The sequence below is a fragment of the Streptomyces sp. MGP-BFMKR1 genome, from assembly GCF_057766585.1.
Map to the genome: position 1 here is coordinate 124,502 of NZ_CM173408.1, position 17,682 is coordinate 142,183.

General features: G+C 72.2%; 14 protein-coding genes and 1 pseudogene. 10 read left to right on the forward strand and 5 right to left on the reverse strand.

Features of this window, described 5'->3' with window-relative positions; all coding sequences use genetic code 11:
• Position 1: 1 nt before the first annotated feature.
• Positions 2-1,465 carry a nitroreductase family protein gene (locus AC3CHW_RS00545; RefSeq protein WP_488469149.1) on the reverse strand — a complete coding sequence of 488 codons (1,464 nt, stop codon included), beginning with the start codon at positions 1,463-1,465 and terminating at the stop codon, positions 2-4.
• Between the two features lie 1,259 nt (positions 1,466-2,724).
• Between AC3CHW_RS00545 and AC3CHW_RS00550 the strand changes: the two genes are divergently transcribed.
• Positions 2,725-5,541, forward strand: a complete 2,817-nt coding sequence (locus AC3CHW_RS00550; RefSeq protein WP_488469150.1) for an ABC transporter substrate-binding protein — start codon at positions 2,725-2,727, stop codon at positions 5,539-5,541.
• A 153-nt stretch (positions 5,542-5,694) separates the two neighbouring features.
• Here AC3CHW_RS00550 and AC3CHW_RS00555 read toward each other — a convergent pair.
• Positions 5,695-6,304, reverse strand: a pseudogene (locus tag AC3CHW_RS00555) (DinB family protein).
• A gap of 101 nt (positions 6,305-6,405) precedes the next feature.
• Between AC3CHW_RS00555 and AC3CHW_RS00560 the strand changes: the two are divergent.
• The gene (locus AC3CHW_RS00560; RefSeq protein ID WP_488469151.1) at positions 6,406-8,109 is read left to right on the forward strand and encodes an amidohydrolase; all 1,704 of its coding nucleotides are present in this window, start codon (positions 6,406-6,408) and stop codon (positions 8,107-8,109) included.
• 32 nt (positions 8,110-8,141) lie between these two features.
• Positions 8,142-8,903, forward strand: coding sequence for a helix-turn-helix transcriptional regulator (locus tag AC3CHW_RS00565; RefSeq protein WP_488469152.1), 762 nt, complete (start codon positions 8,142-8,144; stop codon positions 8,901-8,903).
• 219 nt (positions 8,904-9,122) lie between these two features.
• Here AC3CHW_RS00565 and AC3CHW_RS00570 read toward each other — a convergent pair whose 3' ends face one another.
• Positions 9,123-9,617 carry a DUF5709 domain-containing protein gene (locus tag AC3CHW_RS00570; RefSeq protein ID WP_176165674.1) on the reverse strand — a complete coding sequence of 165 codons (495 nt, stop codon included), beginning with the start codon at positions 9,615-9,617 and terminating at the stop codon, positions 9,123-9,125.
• Positions 9,618-9,822: 205 nt separating this feature from the next.
• Here AC3CHW_RS00570 and AC3CHW_RS00575 point away from each other — a divergent pair, with 205 nt between their 5' ends.
• From AC3CHW_RS00575 to AC3CHW_RS00590, 4 genes are all read left to right on the forward strand, one after another.
• The gene (locus AC3CHW_RS00575; RefSeq protein ID WP_488469153.1) at positions 9,823-10,266 is read left to right on the forward strand and encodes a DUF3093 domain-containing protein; all 444 of its coding nucleotides are present in this window, start codon (positions 9,823-9,825) and stop codon (positions 10,264-10,266) included.
• Between the two features lie 401 nt (positions 10,267-10,667).
• The gene (locus AC3CHW_RS00580) at positions 10,668-11,288 is read left to right on the forward strand and encodes a DUF6230 family protein (protein ID WP_488469154.1); all 621 of its coding nucleotides are present in this window, start codon (positions 10,668-10,670) and stop codon (positions 11,286-11,288) included.
• The gene (locus AC3CHW_RS00585) at positions 11,279-11,842 is read left to right on the forward strand and encodes a DUF6114 domain-containing protein (RefSeq protein WP_488469155.1); all 564 of its coding nucleotides are present in this window, start codon (positions 11,279-11,281) and stop codon (positions 11,840-11,842) included. The genes AC3CHW_RS00580 and AC3CHW_RS00585 overlap by 10 nt, the downstream gene beginning before the upstream one ends.
• Positions 11,843-11,985: 143 nt before the next feature.
• A complete protein-coding gene (locus AC3CHW_RS00590; protein WP_381165090.1) occupies positions 11,986-12,675 on the forward strand; it encodes a hypothetical protein in 690 nt (229 codons plus the stop codon).
• A gap of 95 nt (positions 12,676-12,770) precedes the next feature.
• On the opposite strand, the gene AC3CHW_RS00595 is transcribed toward AC3CHW_RS00590, so the two are convergent.
• The gene (locus AC3CHW_RS00595; RefSeq protein ID WP_176165669.1) at positions 12,771-13,277 is read right to left on the reverse strand and encodes a metallophosphoesterase family protein; all 507 of its coding nucleotides are present in this window, start codon (positions 13,275-13,277) and stop codon (positions 12,771-12,773) included.
• Between the two features lie 130 nt (positions 13,278-13,407).
• Between AC3CHW_RS00595 and AC3CHW_RS00600 the strand changes: the two genes are divergently transcribed.
• A complete protein-coding gene (locus AC3CHW_RS00600; protein ID WP_488469156.1) occupies positions 13,408-13,869 on the forward strand; it encodes a GNAT family N-acetyltransferase in 462 nt (153 codons plus the stop codon).
• Positions 13,870-13,965: 96 nt separating this feature from the next.
• Here the strand turns inward: AC3CHW_RS00600 and AC3CHW_RS00605 are convergent, their stop codons facing one another.
• A complete protein-coding gene (locus tag AC3CHW_RS00605) occupies positions 13,966-15,375 on the reverse strand; it encodes a M28 family peptidase (protein WP_488469157.1) in 1,410 nt (469 codons plus the stop codon).
• Positions 15,376-15,847: 472 nt separating this feature from the next.
• Between AC3CHW_RS00605 and AC3CHW_RS00610 the strand changes: the two genes are divergently transcribed.
• On the forward strand, positions 15,848-16,630 hold the full coding sequence (locus AC3CHW_RS00610; RefSeq protein WP_488469158.1) for a thioesterase II family protein: 783 nt from the start codon (positions 15,848-15,850) through the stop codon (positions 16,628-16,630).
• A 321-nt stretch (positions 16,631-16,951) separates the two neighbouring features.
• Positions 16,952-17,620, forward strand: coding sequence for a DUF1579 family protein (locus AC3CHW_RS00615; RefSeq protein WP_488469159.1), 669 nt, complete (start codon positions 16,952-16,954; stop codon positions 17,618-17,620).
• The last annotated feature ends 62 nt before the right edge of the window (positions 17,621-17,682 follow it).

Genomic DNA, 17,682 nt, shown 5'->3' on the forward strand with positions numbered 1-17,682 from the left:
CTCACCGCTCGTTCTGGGCGTGCGCCATGGCAAGCCGGTCGAACTTGATGCCCGAGTCGTCCGGGCGGCCGAGCAGCAGGGCGTACAGGGTCTCGTCACCCTCCGGCAGCCCTGCCAGCGTGCGCCACAGCGGCGAGTCGAAGCCGCCGATGGCGGTCACCCCGATCCCCGCGCGGTTCGCCCCCAGGTAGAGGAGTTGACCCAACGCGCCGCAGCGGAAGGCGAGTTCGCGCAGGCTCTCGGCGTCGCCGGCCGAGCCGGCCCCGGCGAGCGAGGCGCGCGGCACGTGCAGCAGCACGATGGCGGCGGCCCCGGCGAGGGGGCGCTGCTGCATGCAGGCACGGGCCACCTCGTCGGTGGACGGCAGCGGCACCGGTTGCCGTTCGCCGGTGCGCAGTCGGTAGACCGCGTCCTGTGCGGGCTCGGTGGTCGAGCGCAGAACCAGGGTGGCGGCCAGGGGCGAGGCGGCGGGGAGGTCGGTCTCCAGCGGTGTGCACAGGGCCGCGACCGCCTTCCAGACGGCGGCGGCGGGAACGGGTTCGCCCGTGAACGCCTTGCTGGACACGCGCGTCCCGATCAGCCCCGGCCAGCCGGACGGGTCCCCCAACCCCGCGGTCGCGGAGACGAGTTGACGGTTGGCGTGCACGTGGGCGAGTGGCGCCGGCGCGGCCGGCAGGAAGGGTGAGCCGGAGGTGGCGGACCAGCCGGCGAGCGAGTCCCAGCAGGCGCCTTCCAGCCACGATCGCCAGGTGGCCCCGCGCCGTTCCCGGTCGGTGTCGTCGTGCACGGTCCAGCGGGCCCACGACTCGCCCATCGAACTGGCCGGCACCTGAACGGCGGAGTGAATTTCCCGGCAGTTCTCGCCGGCCTCCAGCAATTCCGACAGGGATTGGCGCGGGAAGCGCAGCCGTAGCGCCCCCGTGGCGCCACGGCCGGCGACGGCCAGCATGAGGTTCCCGGCCGCGTGTCCCGCGTCGAGCTGGGTGTAGAGATAGCCGCGGTCGCCGTACTTGCGCATCGAAAGCCAGGGGCGGGTGAGCGTGACCACGAGCGCTCCGCCATCTTCTGGAATGGCCAACAGGGACGCGGTGAGGGCGGCGGCGACGCGGGGCCCGACGGCCAGTCGGGCGCAGGTGCGGCGATCGGCGTCAATGCGAAACGCCGTCGGCTGGCCGTCCTCCAGGGCGAGGACGGCGAATTCGTACGGGTACACGGCCCCGGCCGACGGTACCGCCCGCGCGGCGTACGACCCGCAGGACCGGTTGGCGCGGCTCGTCAGCACGCCTTCGTCCAGCAGGGACAGCGCGAGGCGGAGGCCGGGCGCGACCACGGGTCCGGCGGGCGGCTCGGGTAACGCCGCGGGCAGGGCCACGCGGGCCCACAGATCAACGGTGCGGCCCGAGGATTCGCGCTCGGGCGCGTATGCGACGGATGCGGCTTTCTGTTTTATCAGGTTTCCTGGCACGTCTGACGCAAACCTCCTATTCTCTGACAGCCCATGGAATACGCATGAAAGCAGGCAGCGCCCTCCGCACTGATGTTGCGGACCTTCATGCACCATGGGGGGAATGTGAGGGCACACCATGGGTGGTGATAAAGCTCCCCATACGGGGTTTGGAGCTTCCCTACAACCAGGGTTGATGCGTTCTCGTATCGCGAGACAAATGACGTGAACTACCGGCGCCAAGATGCGGCACATACCCGATGGAACGCCTCGCTCTGCGAGAGCGCATTACCGGTTACGGCCATTGGAAGCATGCCAAGCCTGTTGGGCATTGGTCAAGACCATTAATGCAAAACCATTGGATAAACCCCAACCAACCGAGTGAATGCAATAAATCGGACATCAATCCGGAATGACTGATTCGGAGATCCGCGCGCACCGGCGCCACTAAGCGTCTCGTTAAGTGGACGCATTATTTACATGGTTATGGAGTGCCGCGAGGTTTGAAAGTGCCGACGGTTGCGATAAGGGCATACCCGTCCCCGGCGACCGGAGAGGAGGGCCGGAAGGCGGCGACCCCGACATTCTTCGCACCGCCCTCTCGGCGGACGCGCGAATCCCCTCCGGAAGGTGGACGGGAGCCCCTGACGCCGCTCCCCCAACGGCGTTCGCCGCCCGGCCACTTGACGCCGGAGACGCGGCGGATCCGGCGCGACCGCGGCGGCTCGGGCGTCGCGGCCGGCGGCACCCAGGCCGCCGCCCGCCCCCGACGCCGGGCTCCCGGCGAGCCCAGCACGGCCAGGCAGCCGAGCCCCGGGCGGGCGACCGAGCACCCCGGCCGACCGGCCAGGGCCCCGGAGAACCCGACCGCGAACCGGCAGGCGGACGAGAGAGAGCGCCACCCATCGCCGGAGAGCCCGGGATGGCGAAACGGCGGTCCCGGCAACCTTTATGGATCTTGAAGTGCGGAGAACTCCATGATCCAGAAGCCTCCCATCCACCTCACATCAGAGCACCCATGCCATCCGATGAGCCCACGCAAGGCGCTCGCCCGCTCCCGAGCAGCCCGCCCGGAAAGGCAGGGTTTTCCCGCATAAGGGAATGCGGGGCGGAAATTCGCGGCGCACCGGTAATCACATTCTGCTCACCCGAAACAACGGAGAACCTGACTCGCGGTCCCAGTAATTCTCGCACGCGCATTACTGGGGAGGGGTCCCGAAGCGCCGGGTGTAGCCTGGTTCCCGTCATTGCGAGTGGCGCATTCGGTTCGGGGGGACGCCATGATCGATTCGACATTTCCCGACGATCTGGGAGCCGACGAATTCGCCCGTGAATATCCGGTGGCTCTCGTTCCCGCCAGGCGCGGGCAGTTGGCGATCGGACTTCCGCTGCTGTTGCTCCAGGTGCCGGGGCGGCGGCAGGGCACGGCCACGGTGGCGACGTACCGCGCGCAGGTCAAGCGCGTGGTGGCGGCGTTGCGGGCGCCGCTGGAGGGCCAGGGCGAGAAACTCATCCCCCACGCGGTGGCACACCCCACCGCCGACGACGACCTCGTCGCCGAGCAGGCGAGCCAGGAACTCGCCTTCGGTATCCCGTCCCGGATGACCCCGGACCGGTTCGCCGACGTCGCGCTCATGCTCGACCTGGTGACCGCGATCCGGGCGCGCGCCGAGACGACGCCCGCCGACGGGCCCTCGGCCGGGGCCCCTACGGAGGCCGCCGCCGCGGAGCCGGCGCCCCAGGGCCCGGCGGGCATGTCCGTACCCGCCCCCGACGACGCGGTGGCCCTGCGGAACCACGCGTACGAGCGGCGGGTGCACCGGGGTGGGTTGCCGAAGCTGCTGTGGGCGTTGGGCGGCAAGGGCGTGCCGGACAACGCGGGGTTCGGCGGCTGGCTGCTGCGCACGTTCTGGCTGTCCTTCACGCACACGCTGCCGCGCTGGTGGTGGTCCCACCGGGTCACGCGCAGACTGATCCGGCGCTCGCGTCGGCGCGCCGGCGGCCGACGAGGCTGGCTCGGTGCCGAGTTGAACGTCGCCCGGGGGCGGGAGGACCTGTTCCAGGTGATGGACGGGGTCGCGGACCGGCAGGTCAGCCGGCTCCGGCTGCGGGAGGGCAAGCAGCAGCGCGAGGACGCCCGCACGGTCCTGGAACAACTGCTGACCCTGGCCCTGCTGGCCGACCTCGCGCTGCCACGGGTGGGCGGTCTGCTGCCCAAGCGGCGCCGACGCACCGCCCGCCCGGTGGTGCTCGTCCACGTACCGCATCCGGACGAGCCGGGAGCGCGGGCCGCGGAGCGCTTCCTGTGCGTGTACGCCAAGGCTCAGGCCCAGTCGCCCACCCTCGGCCCGCTGGTGGTCGCCGTGGGGCGCTTCTCGGAGGCGCTCGTGGCCGAACTCGACCCGGAGCGCCTCGACGCGGCCCAGGCGGGGCGGGCGCTCCGGCTCGGCGCCGACCGGCCGGTCCTGGTCGACCTCCAGGAGGAGCCGTTCGAACGGCGCGGGCTGCCCATCCGCTGCCGGCCGCCGCGCCGCTACCGGCTGCACTGGCGCACCCAGACGGCGCTGGCCTCCGGCACTACGGCCCTGGCCGTCACCCTGGGCGGCGTGTCGGGCGGCGCCACCTGGCTCGAACCCGCCCCGGAGACCGGCTGTGTGGCGGGGGACAGCACCGCGCCGAACCGCGCCGCGCCCGGCGAGGTGCACCCCGCGGAGTGGTACCGGACCGCGCTGCGGGCGATCGAAGGGGAGAACCGGCGGGCGGAGGAACTCGCCGCGCGCGGCCGGACGGTGCGCACCATCGTCTACTTCGCCTCCGCCGGCCCGGAGAGCGCGGCGGGCACGCTGTTCGACGGGATCGTGCCGGAGTTGCGTGGTATCACCCTGTGGCAGCAGCGGCTCAACAGCGAGGCGTTCTCGGACGATTCGCGGGTGCCGTTGCGGGTGGAGGTGCGCAACACCGGGCGCGGCTTCGTCCGCGCCGCCGAGGAGGCCCGGAAGCTGGTCGCGGAGGTGGCGGCCGGCGACCGTACGGGCGCCCGGGAGGTCGTGGGCGTCCTGGGCTTCGCGCAGAGCCGCGACTCGACCCGCGAGGCCCTGCGCGTCCTGGCGCGGGCGCGTATCCCGGCCGTGGGGACGACGGCGACCGCCGACGAGATGCAGGTCGGCGACTACTACTGGCCCCTCACGCCGGTCAACAGCACCGAGGCGCGGGTGGTGGCCTCCTTCGCCCGCACCAAGAGGCTGGTGGCGCGGCCGAGCGGCGCCGGGTGCACCCCGGCCCGGCGCGCGATCGTGGTGCAGAGCCCGGACGACCTCTACAGCCGCAGCCTGGCCAGCCTGTTCAAGGGGGACTTCGTCAGCGGCGCGGAGGGCGACGGCCCGGACGGCGTGGCGGAGTTGGTCAACTTCTCCCAGGAGGGCGACTTCGACCTCTCCGACCCCGGTGTGTTCGGCTACTCACGCCCGCGCGACCTCGCCGACAAGGTGTGCGAGGTGTTGGGTACCGACAGCCGTACGGTGGTCTACTGGGCCGGCCGCACCCGGGACTTCGCGGCCTTCGTGGACGCGTTGGACGCGCGCAACGCCTGTGGCCAGCGCGCCGTCACCGTACTGGCCGGCAACGAGCTGACGAACGTGGCCCAGACCGGCGAGTTCGAGGGCAGGGGCTGGCTGCGGCTGTACTACGTGGCGCACCGGCTGCCCGACGCCGACCCGCTGGCGAGCCGCAAGACCCAGCAGTTCGTGGCCGCCTACAACGCCTTCGTCGCGAGCGAGCGGGGCCGGGACCCGTGGCGCGACGACGGCCAGGCGGCCGTCACCTACGACGCCCTGCACGTCCTGTCCCAGGCGGTCGACCTGGCCCGGGCCGACCACAGCGTGGGCAGGAGCGCGGTCACCACCGCCCTCAGGTCCGGCGTCTCCTTCGACGGGGCGACCGGCGCGGTCACCTACGCCTCCGGCAGCAACGCCCCGCCCCGGGACAAGACCCTGGTGGTCCTGCGCCTCACGCCCAAGGGCCCTCGCACGGCCGCCGCCTGCGGGGCGTACGCGCAGGGCCAGCGGTACGCGCTCCAGGGGCCTCCCTGTGCGCCGTAGGTGGTTGGGGGCTGCGGGTTGCTGCGGGTTGCTGCGGGCGGTCGGCGGCGGCTTGCTCCGGCGTGACGGGCGCGACCGCGCTCCGGGAGCCGGGCCGGCGAGGCCCGCGCGCCCCGAGCGGGCCACTGCGCGCCGCCGTCCGCGCTCCCGCGCCTACTCCCCCACCGTGCCGTCGATCGCTTCCCGCAGGAGGTCGGCGTGGCCGTTGTGGCGCGCGTATTCCTCCAGCATGTGGGTGAGGACATAGCGCGGCGAGATGCTCTCGCCCCGGAATTCCACCCGGGCGGTCCAGTGTGGGGAAGGCGTTCACCACCGCGCGGGAGTCCTCGCATGTCGCGCGCCACAGGGTAAACGCCTCGTCGACGTCGGCGTCCGCTCCCTGCCATTCGCCGAACGCGCCGTTCACGCGCGGCCACAGGGCGGGCGGGGATTTCCCGTTCAGCACCGTCTGGAACCAACTCCGCTCGACCTCGACGGCGTGTCGGACCAGCCCCAGCAGAGTCAGGGTCGAGGTGGGAATCGCCCGTTGTCTCATTTGCGCGCCGGTCAGGCCGGCACACTTCATGGCCGACGTGGCGCGTTGGTAGTCGAGGAACGCCGTCAGCGACGCGCGGTCGTCGGCCACCTCGGACGGGTGGGTGCGCGGGTCATCGTTCATCCGACGACGGTGGCAGCCCCTCCGGGGCCGTCCCCGTGCGGCCCGACGGGGCCCGGATCGCGGGTTGTGGGCCGGGCCGCCTCCCGGGAGGCGCGGAGCGCGCATCGGTGGGATGACCGATGCGCGAGGGGTGGCGGGGCGGACATAGTCCGGGGAGATCGTTCGCGGGCGGCCGTGGCGCGCCCGGTTTCCGAGAGGACCTTTCAGTGGACACGTATGCGGACCTGGTGTTCGTCGGTGGGCGGGTGGTCACGGTGGACGCGGAGTTCTCCGTCGCCTCGGCCCTGGCGGTGACCGGCGGAACCATCAGTGCCGTGGGTGGGCGCGACGACGTCACGCCGCTCGTCGGTCCCGACACCCGGGTCATCGACCTGCGGGGAGCGACGTTGCTACCCGGTATCAACGATTCCCACCTGCACGGATGCGCCTTCGGCATGGCGTCCCCGCCGCTCTCCCTCGACCTGGGCCATCCCGCCGTGGCCTCCCTCGCCGAGGTGGCACGGGCGGTGGGCGAGGCCGTCGGGCGGGTGCCGGACGGGCAGTGGGTCACCGGGCACGGCTGGGACACCGGGTACCTGGACGAGTGCCTGCGGGACGCGTCGCGGCTGCCGTCGCGGCACGACCTCGACGCCGTCAGCCCCGACCACCCCGTCGTCCTGTACTCCTTCTCCGGGCACGCCACCTGGGTCAACTCCAGGGCGCTGGAACTCATCGGGATCGACCGGCACACCGTCGCGCCGCCCGGCGGAACCATCGTCGTGGACGAGGCCGGAGAGCCGACCGGGTTGCTCCACGAGGGGGCCCAGGCCCTGGTCCAGAACGCGCTGCCGCCGCTCAGCCGGCGGGAGCGGGCCGACGCCATCAGGTCCACCCTCGCCACGCTCGCCCGCCTCGGCGTAACCAGCTACACCGAGCCCGGGCTCGGCCCCGGCGGGGACGGCATCATGCGCGGCGCGCTCGGGGCACTCACCCTCGACGTCTACCGCGAGCTGCTGGCCGACGGCGAACTCACCGCCCGGGTCGGCGTCCTGCTGCTGCCCACGGGCATGGCGAGCACCGCCGAGGAGTTCGCCCGCAACCTCACCGCCGTCGACGTCCCGCATACCGCCGACCCGCGCCGCCTGGCGATCCACGGGGTCAAACTCTTCGCCGACGGCATCGTCCCCAACAAGACGGCCTGGATGAACGAGCCGTACGTCGGCGGCGGCTGCGGCTCCCTGTGCGTCGGCGGCGACACCGACCACGAGCGGGCCGCCGAACTCGGCGTCATGATCCGGCACGCCCACGCCGCCGGACACCAGGTGGGCGTGCACGTCACCGGTGACCGGGCCATCGACACCGTCGCGGACGCCTTCTCCGCGGCCGTCGCCGAACACCCGCGGCCCGACGCCCGGCACTACCTCATCCACGGCGACTTCCTCACCGACCACAGCATGCGGGTGCTGGCCGCGCACGGCTTCGGCGTCAACATGAACCCGACCATCAAGTGGACCGTCGCCGACCTGGAGGAGGAGTTCGTCGGCGCGGAGCGGGCCGCGTACGCGTGGCCCTACCGCGCGGCCCTCGACGCCGGCGTACGGGTCGCGAGCGGGTCCGACGCCCCCGTCACCGCCCCGGACTGGCGCCAGGGCATCGCCACCATGGTGCTGCGCGAGTCGAAGGCCGCCGGTCGGGTCAGCGGTCCTGAGCAGCGCATCAGCCTGGCCGAGGCGATCCGTACGTACACCATCGACGCCGCCTGGCAGGACTTCGCCGACGGTTGGAAGGGTTCCCTGGAGACAGGCAAGGTCGCCGACCTGTGCGTGCTCGACGGGGACCTGCTCACCGTCGACCCGCACGACATCCCCCACCTCCCGGTCACCCTCACCGTGGTGGACGGCCGGGTCGTGCACGACACCCTCGGCGATTGACGTGACTCCGGGGACGTGATCATGCTTGCGGGGTGGCAGCGGAGCGGAGCACGGCGGACATCCTGAACGCGGCCGTCCAGGTACGCCAGGCGGCCAGGAGCGCGGCGCGGGGCGCGACCGGTGTCGACGCGGTGCTTGCGGCGCTGTCGGAGGTCGCGGAGTACGACCACGCGTCGCTGGCCCGGTGGGACCCGCTCCGCGAACGCCACACCACCCTGGCCGGCTGCTACCCGGCCGACGCCACGGCGTACATCGAAAACCGCCTCCACCGCGACCCGGTCTTCGCCGTCCTGCGCGACCCGAACCGGGGCGGACTGTGGCTCGGGGAGGTGCCCTGGCACCTGCTGGCCGCCTCCCCGGGCTTCCGCGAGGTGCTGCGTCCGCTCGGCATCGAGGGTGGGGTGGCCCAGTGTCTGTTCGCCGCCGACGGTCGCTACGTCGGCATGCTCAACCTGAGCACCCGCCGACCGCGGCCCGCGCCCGACGCGGCGCGCGCCGCGGTCACCCTGCTCACCGAGGCACTGGCCGCTGCCGTCGCCCTCCCCCACGCCGACGAGCCGTCGGAGCGGGGCGCGGCACGTCCGCGGCGCCCCGGCGGCCTCTCGCCACGGGAGCTCGAAGTGCTGGCCCACCTCACCACCGGCCGCACCAACCGGGAGATCGCCGAGCGGCTGTACGTCACCCCGCGCACGGTCGGCACGCACATCGAGCACATCCTCGCCAAGCTCGACCTCCCCAACCGCGCCGCCGCCGCGGCCCGGGCCGTGGCCTGGGGCATCACACCCCCCGACTGAGTCAGCCTGCCGGTGCGCCCCAGCCGCTCCGCGCGGCACCCGCCCTCCCGAACTCTCCGAGAGGCCGGTCGGCCCGAAGGGTTGCGGCGCGTCGGGCCAGCCCTCCCACCACTGTGTCGGCCGGACAACAGGCTGACACCACCGCCGACCGGGCCGGCGCGTCCGTGGCGAGGAGCCGGGACTCCGGCAAACGGGTGACGGACGGGGGCCGTGAGACGCTCAGGGCCGGGGGTCGACGTCCGGCTCCTCGTCGGCGTACTCCTCCGGCTCCACGAGGTGCACGGCGGCCTCCTCGGCCCCGGCCGCGCCGCCGTCGATGCCCACGTCGCGGGCGGTCAGATCCTTGGTCCGGTCGGGGTGGGCGCCCTCGTCGGGGGCCAGCAGGCGCCCCGCCCGGTCGTCGCCCACCTCGTCGTCGATCAGCTCACCGTCGCCGCCGGCCAGGTCACCGCGGCCGTCACCCTCCGGGACACCGACGTCGGAGACCTCCTGCCGCAGCCGCTCGTCCAGGGTCTCCCCGTGGTACTGCTCCTCGGCCGTCGTGCCGACCTTGTTGACGCCCAGCGGTTTCTCGGGCGGCGAGTACCCCTCGTCGAGGGTCTCGTCGTAGCTCCGCCCGCCGAGCGCGTTCTGCGTGTCCAGCGGCGCCGCGTCCTCCTGCTCCTCGTTGCTGCCCGTGGGCTGGTACACGTCATCCGCCATCTCGTCGCTCATGCTTCCTCCACGGTGTGCTGTCGGATTGCTGTCGCGCTCGCGGTGGGGATGGGGACCCGCTCCTTCCATCATGCGCCCGAGCCGCGCCGCGGCACGTCGCGGTCGTACGGCACGCCGCCGTGGCGGGCGCCGCGACCGCCGTCCCCGTACGCCACGCCCGTGGCCCGGAGATCATCGAACTGATCGGAACTGTCATTCTGGGTTCATGTCTCTTTACGACGAGCGGCTGAGCGTGCCCCCCGCCTGGTGGCTGTGGGTGCCGTTGCCCGGCCTTGCTCTGGCGTTGGTGCTGCTCCCCTTCGGAGTGCCGGCAGCGCTCGGCGCGCTGCTGCTGGTCTCGTGCGCGGCTGCGGCCGGGACGTTCGCGTACGGCCGCTCCCGCATCAAGGTGACCATCGGGTCCCTCACCGCGGGCAAGATCCGGCTACCCATCGACGTGCTCGGCATGCCCGAGATCCTGGACCCCGAGGAGGCGCTGGCCTGGCGTACCCGGCGGGCCGACGCCCATGCGCTGATGCTGCTGCGCAGCCACGTGCCGACGGCGCTGCGCATCGAGATCACCGCGCCCGACTACCGCGCCCCGTACCTGTACCTCTCGACCCGCCAGCCACACACCCTCGTCGCCGTGCTCGCCTTCGCCAAGCGCTGAGCCGCGCCCGCGTGGCCGCCGGGGTGTGGCGCGCGCCGGCCCCGGGCCGGATGTCGGCGGCGCCCGCTCCGGGGTCCACGCGCCGGGCGGCCGGGCGGGCCGCCGCCCGACGGTCTCGGGCCCACCCGGCGTCAACGGCGCGTCGCGCGTGGGACTTTCGTCGCTGACGTGGCCGTGTCGGGGGTGCCGGTCGCGGGGCCGCGAAACTCGCGGAAACGCGCGCTGCTCGGCGTCTTGTCAGTGCGACGGAGCTTACTTACTCTCTAGTAAGCCAAAGTGAAGTTGGCATGCACGGGTCATGCATGCGGGGCGTCAGGCCGAGCCGCTGGGGACCCCGAGCCCGTTCCTCTCCCGCACATCGCCGTGCGCGCCGCCCTGCTCTTCGAAGGGGATATATCGCCATGAGAGATGAGCAAGGAAGACATGTAGTAGGCCGGGTGAGATGGCGAAGATTCGCCGTGCTCTCGGTGCCGGGGTTCGCCACGACGGCCGCGTTGGCCGTCGCCCTGGCCAACGGCGCGCTCGCCGCGTCGTTCGCCGTCTCCGGTCAGCAGTTCAAGGTGGCGGCCGACGACCTCAAGGGGGACGGCTTCGCCCAGTACGGCAGCGTGGACACCAACGCGCGCGGCGACCTGCTGCCGGTGGCGGTGACGGCCATCAAGAAGGCCGAGATCAGCAACCTGTGCCAGTCGGTGGTCACCAAGCTGCCGATCGTCGGGTCGATCTCGCTCAAGCTGTCGGCGGGCACGGGCTCCAAGCCGGTCCAGGCCACGGACCTGTACATGGACGCCACCGGCATCGCCGGAGACGCGAGCTTCAACAACATCGAGATCGGTCGCGACGCCTCCACGCTCGACAAGGGGCCGGACGGCGCCCAAGGCATGCAGGACGCGTTCTCCCAGCAGGCCGACGACATCCGCATCGCCAAGCTCCGCACGGTCGCCTGGGCCACCACCGCGGGCACCTTCAAGCTCAACGGACTGAGCATGAAGATCAGCAAGGGCAAGAAGGAATGCTTCTGACCTTCCGGAGGTGGCGCAGGGGCCGGCCGTTCTGGGGCGGACTGATCACCATCGGCGCGGGGGCGGAGATCGCCGCGATTCCGCTGGCGCCCCTCAAGGTCATGGTGCTCCAGGGCGTCACCGGCGTGGTGTCCGTCATGATGGGGCTCGTCCTGGTGCTGATGGGACTCAGCGCCTGGTTCGCGCCCTATTACCGCGGGCTCGCGGGTGTGCTGGCCGTGCTGGTCGCGGCCGGAGCCCTGGTCCTGTCCAACCTCGGTGGGTTCTTCGTCGGCACGGTCGTCGGCGTCGTGGGTGGCAGCCTCATCTTCGCGTGGCAGCCCCTGCCGCCCGCGGCGCGGTCGGACCCGCCGGCCGAGCCCGACGCCGCGCCGGACGGTGATCCCGATGCCGGACCCGACGTCGAACCCGACGGGACGCCCTCACCCCGTACGTACGACGCTCCCGCCAGCCGCGACGCGGACGCCGCACCCCCGCGTGGAGCGGACCGGCTGGCGGGGGCGGGCGGCGCGACCGGCGCCCAGGGACCGACCGCCGACCCGTCGACGCCGTAACGCGCACCACCCGCACCGCACCCGCACGACCACGGTCGCCGGTTCTCCAACCCCAACCCTCAACTCCCTTGTCCGGCCCTGTGGTTCGCGCTGCACAGCACACGCACGATGTCATCGATTCCTCCCACACAAGGAGCCGCACGATGTCTCGATCCATGTCTCTGCGCGCCGTCCTCGCGGCGAGCGCCGGGCTCGCCAGCGTCGCCGCCCTCTCGCTCGCCGGAACGGCGAACGCCCGCCCCGACGTCGCGGCGGGCCCGACGACGGTGACCCCGGCCGGTCACTACTTCAAGGCCACCCTCTCCGGCAAGGCCACCTTCAAGGCCGGGTCCGTGACGGTCACCTGTGCGGTCTCCACCACACAGCCGACGAACCCGGCGAGCGGCGCCGCCAACCAGGTGCCGGCCGCGCCCAACAACACCAACCCCGCCGGACCGGTCGGCGGGCCGCTCAACCCGCCCACCTACAGCTCCTGCACCACCAGCATGCCCGGGGTCAGCGCGACCATCGCCACCTCCGGGTCCTGGGGCATCGCCGTGCAGCACGGGGACGCGGTGAGCGCCAAGCTCACCATGCCGACCGGTGGCTTCGTCCTCAAGACCAGCGGCCTGGCCACGTGCACGGTCACCGCGGCACCCACCGCCGAGGCGTCGATCTCCGGCGCGTGGACCAACGGCGCGCCCTCCCGGCTGGCGTTCACCAACGCGGCGGTGCCGGTCAAGGTGGAGGGTGGGTTCGGCTGCCCGACCAGCTCCACCAGCTCCACGTTCAACGCGACCTACCTGGTCACCGACGTGACCGACCCCGGGTCGCAGATCACCGTGAGCGGCTGATCCCGCCCCACCCGCACCAAGCGGCGCCCCCGCCACGACACACCCGTGGCGGGGGCGCCAGCCCACCCGATGCGGACGCGATTACGCGCCCGGTGCTACCGGTTCCTGGGGAGGCGGTGCAGCTCCACGTCGGTCAGCCGGCCGGCCGACGCGGTCGCCGTCAGGTAGGTGCAGTACGGCTGTCGTCGCCGATCGGTCGGTGAGCCCGGGTTGAGCAACCGCAGCCGGCCGTCCGGACTCACGGTGTCCCACGGGATGTGGCTGTGCCCGAAGACCAGCACGTCGAGGTCGGGAAAGCGCTCGGCGCAGCGCCGCTCGCGCCCCTGGGCCGGCCCGGTCTCGTGCACCACCCCGAACCGCAACCCGCCGAGTTCCGCGTACGCCACTTCGGGCAGCCGCTCCCGCAGCGCCGGCCCGTCGTTGTTGCCCCAGACGCCGATCAGCCGCTCGGCGCGCTCCTCCAGCAGGTCGAGCGTCGCGACGTCGACCCAGTCCCCCGCGTGGATGACGACGTCCGCCCGTTCCACCTCAGCGAGCAGCGGCGGCGGCAGCGCCTTGGCGCGGCGGGGCAGATGGGTGTCCGAGGTCAGCAGCAGTCGCACCCGAGCACCGTAGCCCGCCCGTGGCCTCACACCGAGCAGCCGACCCCCGCGCCGCGCCCGTCGGTTCGCGTCGGGACGGATTGGGTAGGCCGCCGTCTGGGCGCCCGGTCGGCCTGCGTAGGGTGCGGCCATGACTGGCTCACCCCATCTGCGGGAGATCACCCCGGACAACATCGAGGCCGCGCTCGGCCTGCGAGTTCGCCCCGACCAGGAGCGTCTGGTGACCCCGGTGGTGAAGTCCCTCGCCGAGGCGTACGTCCATCCCGGCATCGCCTGGCCTCGGCTCATCTACGCGGGGGACGAGGCCGTGGGCTTTCTCATGGGCTTCTTCGGCGTGGACTGGACCGGCGACGGCACGGACCTGCGCTCCGGGCTCTGGCGGCTCAACATCGCTGCCGGCCAGCAGGGGCGGGGGTACGGGCGCTTCGCGGTGGAGTCCGTGGCCGCCGAGGTTCGGCGTCGCGGTGGCACCCGCATGACGACCACCTGGGACCCGGGGGCGGGCGGTCCAGCGGACTTCTACCTACGGCTCGGTTTCCGTCCCACCGGCGAGACCAGTGGGGACGAGACGGTGGGGGTGCTGGAGCTGTGACCTCGCTGAGCGACACCGCCACCGTACGACGCACCACCCCGCGCGGCGCTCGGAGCGCCGGCGCGGGGTGGTGACCCGTTCGCGGGAACGCGGCTGTCAGCTCTCCGGCGCCGCCGCGTCGGCCTCGCTCGGGGTGGCCGCCGCCGCGTTCTCCAGCGGGACGCGCAGGGTGTCCGGGTCGCAGCCGGCGGTGCCGGCGATGATGCGGGCCGCCGCCTTGGAGATCGGCACCAGGCTCGGCTCGTCCACCTTGTCGGGGGTGTCCCGCGGGTCGAAGATGTAGATCGGGGTGCAGATGTACTGCACGAGCGGGACGCCCGTGTAGTAGAAGTACGCGCCGTCCGTCGCCGGGTTGGGGGCGAGCGCGGTCGGGGACAGCAGCCAGGAGCGCTTGATGTCCTCCGCGGCGAGCGAGTCGAGGACCAGGTGTTCCAGCGCGGGCGCCTGGGTCGCGAACCACCAGCGCACCTCGGGGTCGTCGCTGGCGACGACCTCGCCGTCGATCACGTCGGCGCGGCGGGCGACGTGCTCCAGGTGCATCTCCAGGACGACCTTCGGGAACAGCTCCTGGTGGTCCGCGATGAACGCCTGCGTTCCCGCCGCCCCCGCCATGTGGCCGGACGTCAGCAGGAACAGCATGTTGTGCGGGCGCAGTTCCCGCGGCACCGACGCCCAGAACCTGGCCTGCGCCAGGACGAGTGAGACGCCGGAGGCGTCCTCGACCGCCGAGGCCCACGGGCCGTCGTGGTGCGAGCCGATGATCACCCAGTGGTCGGAGGCGCCGGGCAGGGTGCCGACGACGTTGTGGGTGGTCTCCTCGGTGAGGGTGGCGTCGGAGACGATGCGGCCCTCGCACTCACCGGAGGCCATCAGCTCGCGGACCTCGCGGCCGTCGTTGCCGCTGAGCCAGATGCCGGGGATGGGGCGCCGCTCCGCGTCGTAGGGCCAGTAGAAGTCGCTGGTCTCCCAGGGCACGCCGGTCAGCAGGCCGACGTAGGCCGTGGCGCCGTTCTTGGCCGCCACGTCGAAGTCGAGCACGTGCGGCAGGTCGAAGGGCACGGTCTGCACGAGGTCGGGCAGCACGCCCTCCGGGTCGTACGAGTCGGTGGCGCGCTCGGCCATCTGCGACTGCGGCACCTGCGAGAACGTGATCTCCTGAACCGCGATCCCGCCACTCACCTCGCCGTCCTCCATGCGCGCCAGCCGCCCCTCGGTTCCCTCGGTGGGGGTCGAGTACGGCAGGGCCAGGCCGGAGAAGCGGGTGACCTCGTCGGGCCTGCCGGTGGGCCAGATCTCGAAGTGCGCGGACCTGGGGCGCCAGATGGGGGTGTTCAGCGGTTCGAGCCGGACGTCCTCGAGCCCCGTCTGCCGGAACTGTTCGGCGGCCCATTCCTCGATCCAGCTGTCGGCGGGATATCCCGCCCGCCGAATTCCCTGGTTGTAGATGTTCTCGATCCAGCCCATCATCTCCCGCGAGGTGGGCGCCTGCTCGAAATACTTCTCCACCGCAGACCAGTTGCTCGTGAGAGAGGACTCCCCAACTCCGTCAACCTCGCCCATCATCATCCTCCTTGTCACGCACATCCACTGGAAAGCACCGGCACCACGCTGCTGGGGCGCGCCGACTCCGCGTTCGGCTCATGGTGCGCGATGCGACTAAAGCTGAACTAAGGCGGCTGGGCTGTCCGAAAAGGCCCTGGGCACAAAGGAGTCGGTGCTACGTTTCGGCTAGGACCACTCCATTGCAAGTGCGGCGCACCACCGCGTGAGGAGCGCGGGGGGCGCGCAATACGCCAAAGGCGACGCGCACGTTCTCGAACAACGACGAATGGGACGGCGGGCCACACGCTCGCTCCCGTCGCGGAAGCGGGCGCTGAACCGGAAGCACCACCAGAACCGGAACCAGAACCGGAAGCGAGGGTCGGCGGAGTGTCGACCGGCAGGCGAGGCCGAGCGGCCGAAGGGATGGCACAGCGCGATGACAGCACCGACGACCGACCCGCGGACCTGGATCAGGCAATTCCACCCGGCGGCGGACGACGCCGTTCGACTCGTGTGCTTTCCGCACGCGGGTGGCTCGGCGAGCTTCTACTTCCCGGTCTCGGCGCAGCTCTCCCCCGCCGTGGACGTACGCGCCGTGCAGTACCCGGGCCGGCAGGACCGCCGTGCCGAGCCCACCATCGACGACCTGCACCGACTGGCCGACGCGCTCGTTCCCGCCTTGCGCCCGCTGGCTGACCGTCCGTTGGCGTTCTTCGGACACAGCATGGGCGCGGTCGTCGCGTACGAGGTGGCCCTGCGGCTGGCCGCGGCCGGTGCGCCGCCGCTGGTCAGGCTGTTCGTCTCGGGGCGGCGGGCGCCCTCGCGGGTGCGCGCCGAGTCGGTGCACGAGCGGGACGACCAGGGGATCGTGGCCGAACTTCAGCGGTTGAGCGGGACGGACGCGGGGTTGTTGGACGATCCGGAGACGCGGGCGATGATCCTGCCCGCGATCCGCGGCGACTACCGCGCCATCGAGACCTACCGCGTCATCCCGGGCTCCATGGTGCACGCCCCGCTCAGCGTGCTCGTCGGCGACAGCGACCCGCAGGTGACGCTGGACGAGGCCAGGGCCTGGTCCGAGCACACCACCGGCCCGGTTGACCTGCGCGTCTTTCCTGGCGGGCACTTCTATCTCAGCGAGCGCAGCGGCGAGGTCATCCGGCTCGTCGCGGACGAGTTGGCCAACGCGGCGCGGCCCGACGCGACGCCGCGCGCCTGACGTACGCCCTGGTCTCGTACGCTCCCGCCGACGACACGCGTACGCCGCCCACCCGCCGGCCGCCCCATCCGGTCTGGGCCTCGGGGCCCGCGCTCTCGGGCCAGGGCCCGCGGCAGCGCATGGTTCACGCCACGCCTTAGCCCACCTTTAGCGTCGACGCGAACGATGGGCGGCACCTGCCTGCCCGGAGGGTGGCGCACACCGGTCCGGACGCCCAGCCCGCAGCGGATTCGGCGTCCGGCAACCACCGCGTCACCGCGCCGGCCGGTGGGCCGCCCGCTGCGTGAGCCGCGGGTACCGTACGAATCGCAGGAGTTGAGTGTGAGTACCCAGAAACCAGAGGGGCGGGAGCGGCGCAGGCTGGTCCCGGTGCGGTGGCGAGGCGCCCCGCTCGGCATAGCGGGCGCGTCGGCCCTGGGCCTGGCCCTGTTCGCCGTGGCACCGGTGGGCGCGGAACCGGCCCCCCGGAGCGCGGCCGACTCCGCGCAGCAGCAGCACACCAGGCCGCACAAGCCGCGCACCCTGCCCGCGCCTCCGCAGATCCGGGGCCTTGACTTCCTGCTCGGCACGTTCACGTGCGACTACGCGCCGCCGCCCGGCTCCAAGCCGGCGACGATGACGATGACCACGAAGCGTGCCATGGGCGGGCACTACCTCTACACCGACGCCAGGATGCAGCCCGGTGACGTGGTCGGCCGAGCGACGTTCGGCTGGGACCCGGTGGCGAAGAAGTTCATCAACCAGTACCACGACAACTGGGGAAGCAACGGGAATTACGCCGCCGCTCCCTGGAAGGACGGGCACCTCGTCTTCACCGGCTCGCTCAGCCAGGTGGTGAAGCCCGACCCCAGCGGGGAGACCACGGGCGTCCCGATCAGCCTGCACGACGATTACCAGGTGGTGAACAGGAACCACTTCACCAACCATCAGACCATGACCTTCTCGGATGGCACGGTTTTGAAGGGCACATACGACTGTCGCCGCGCATAAACCGCTGTGGCGCTTTGTGCGGCGTACCGGTCCGGCCACCCCATAACGGCCGGGCCGGTACG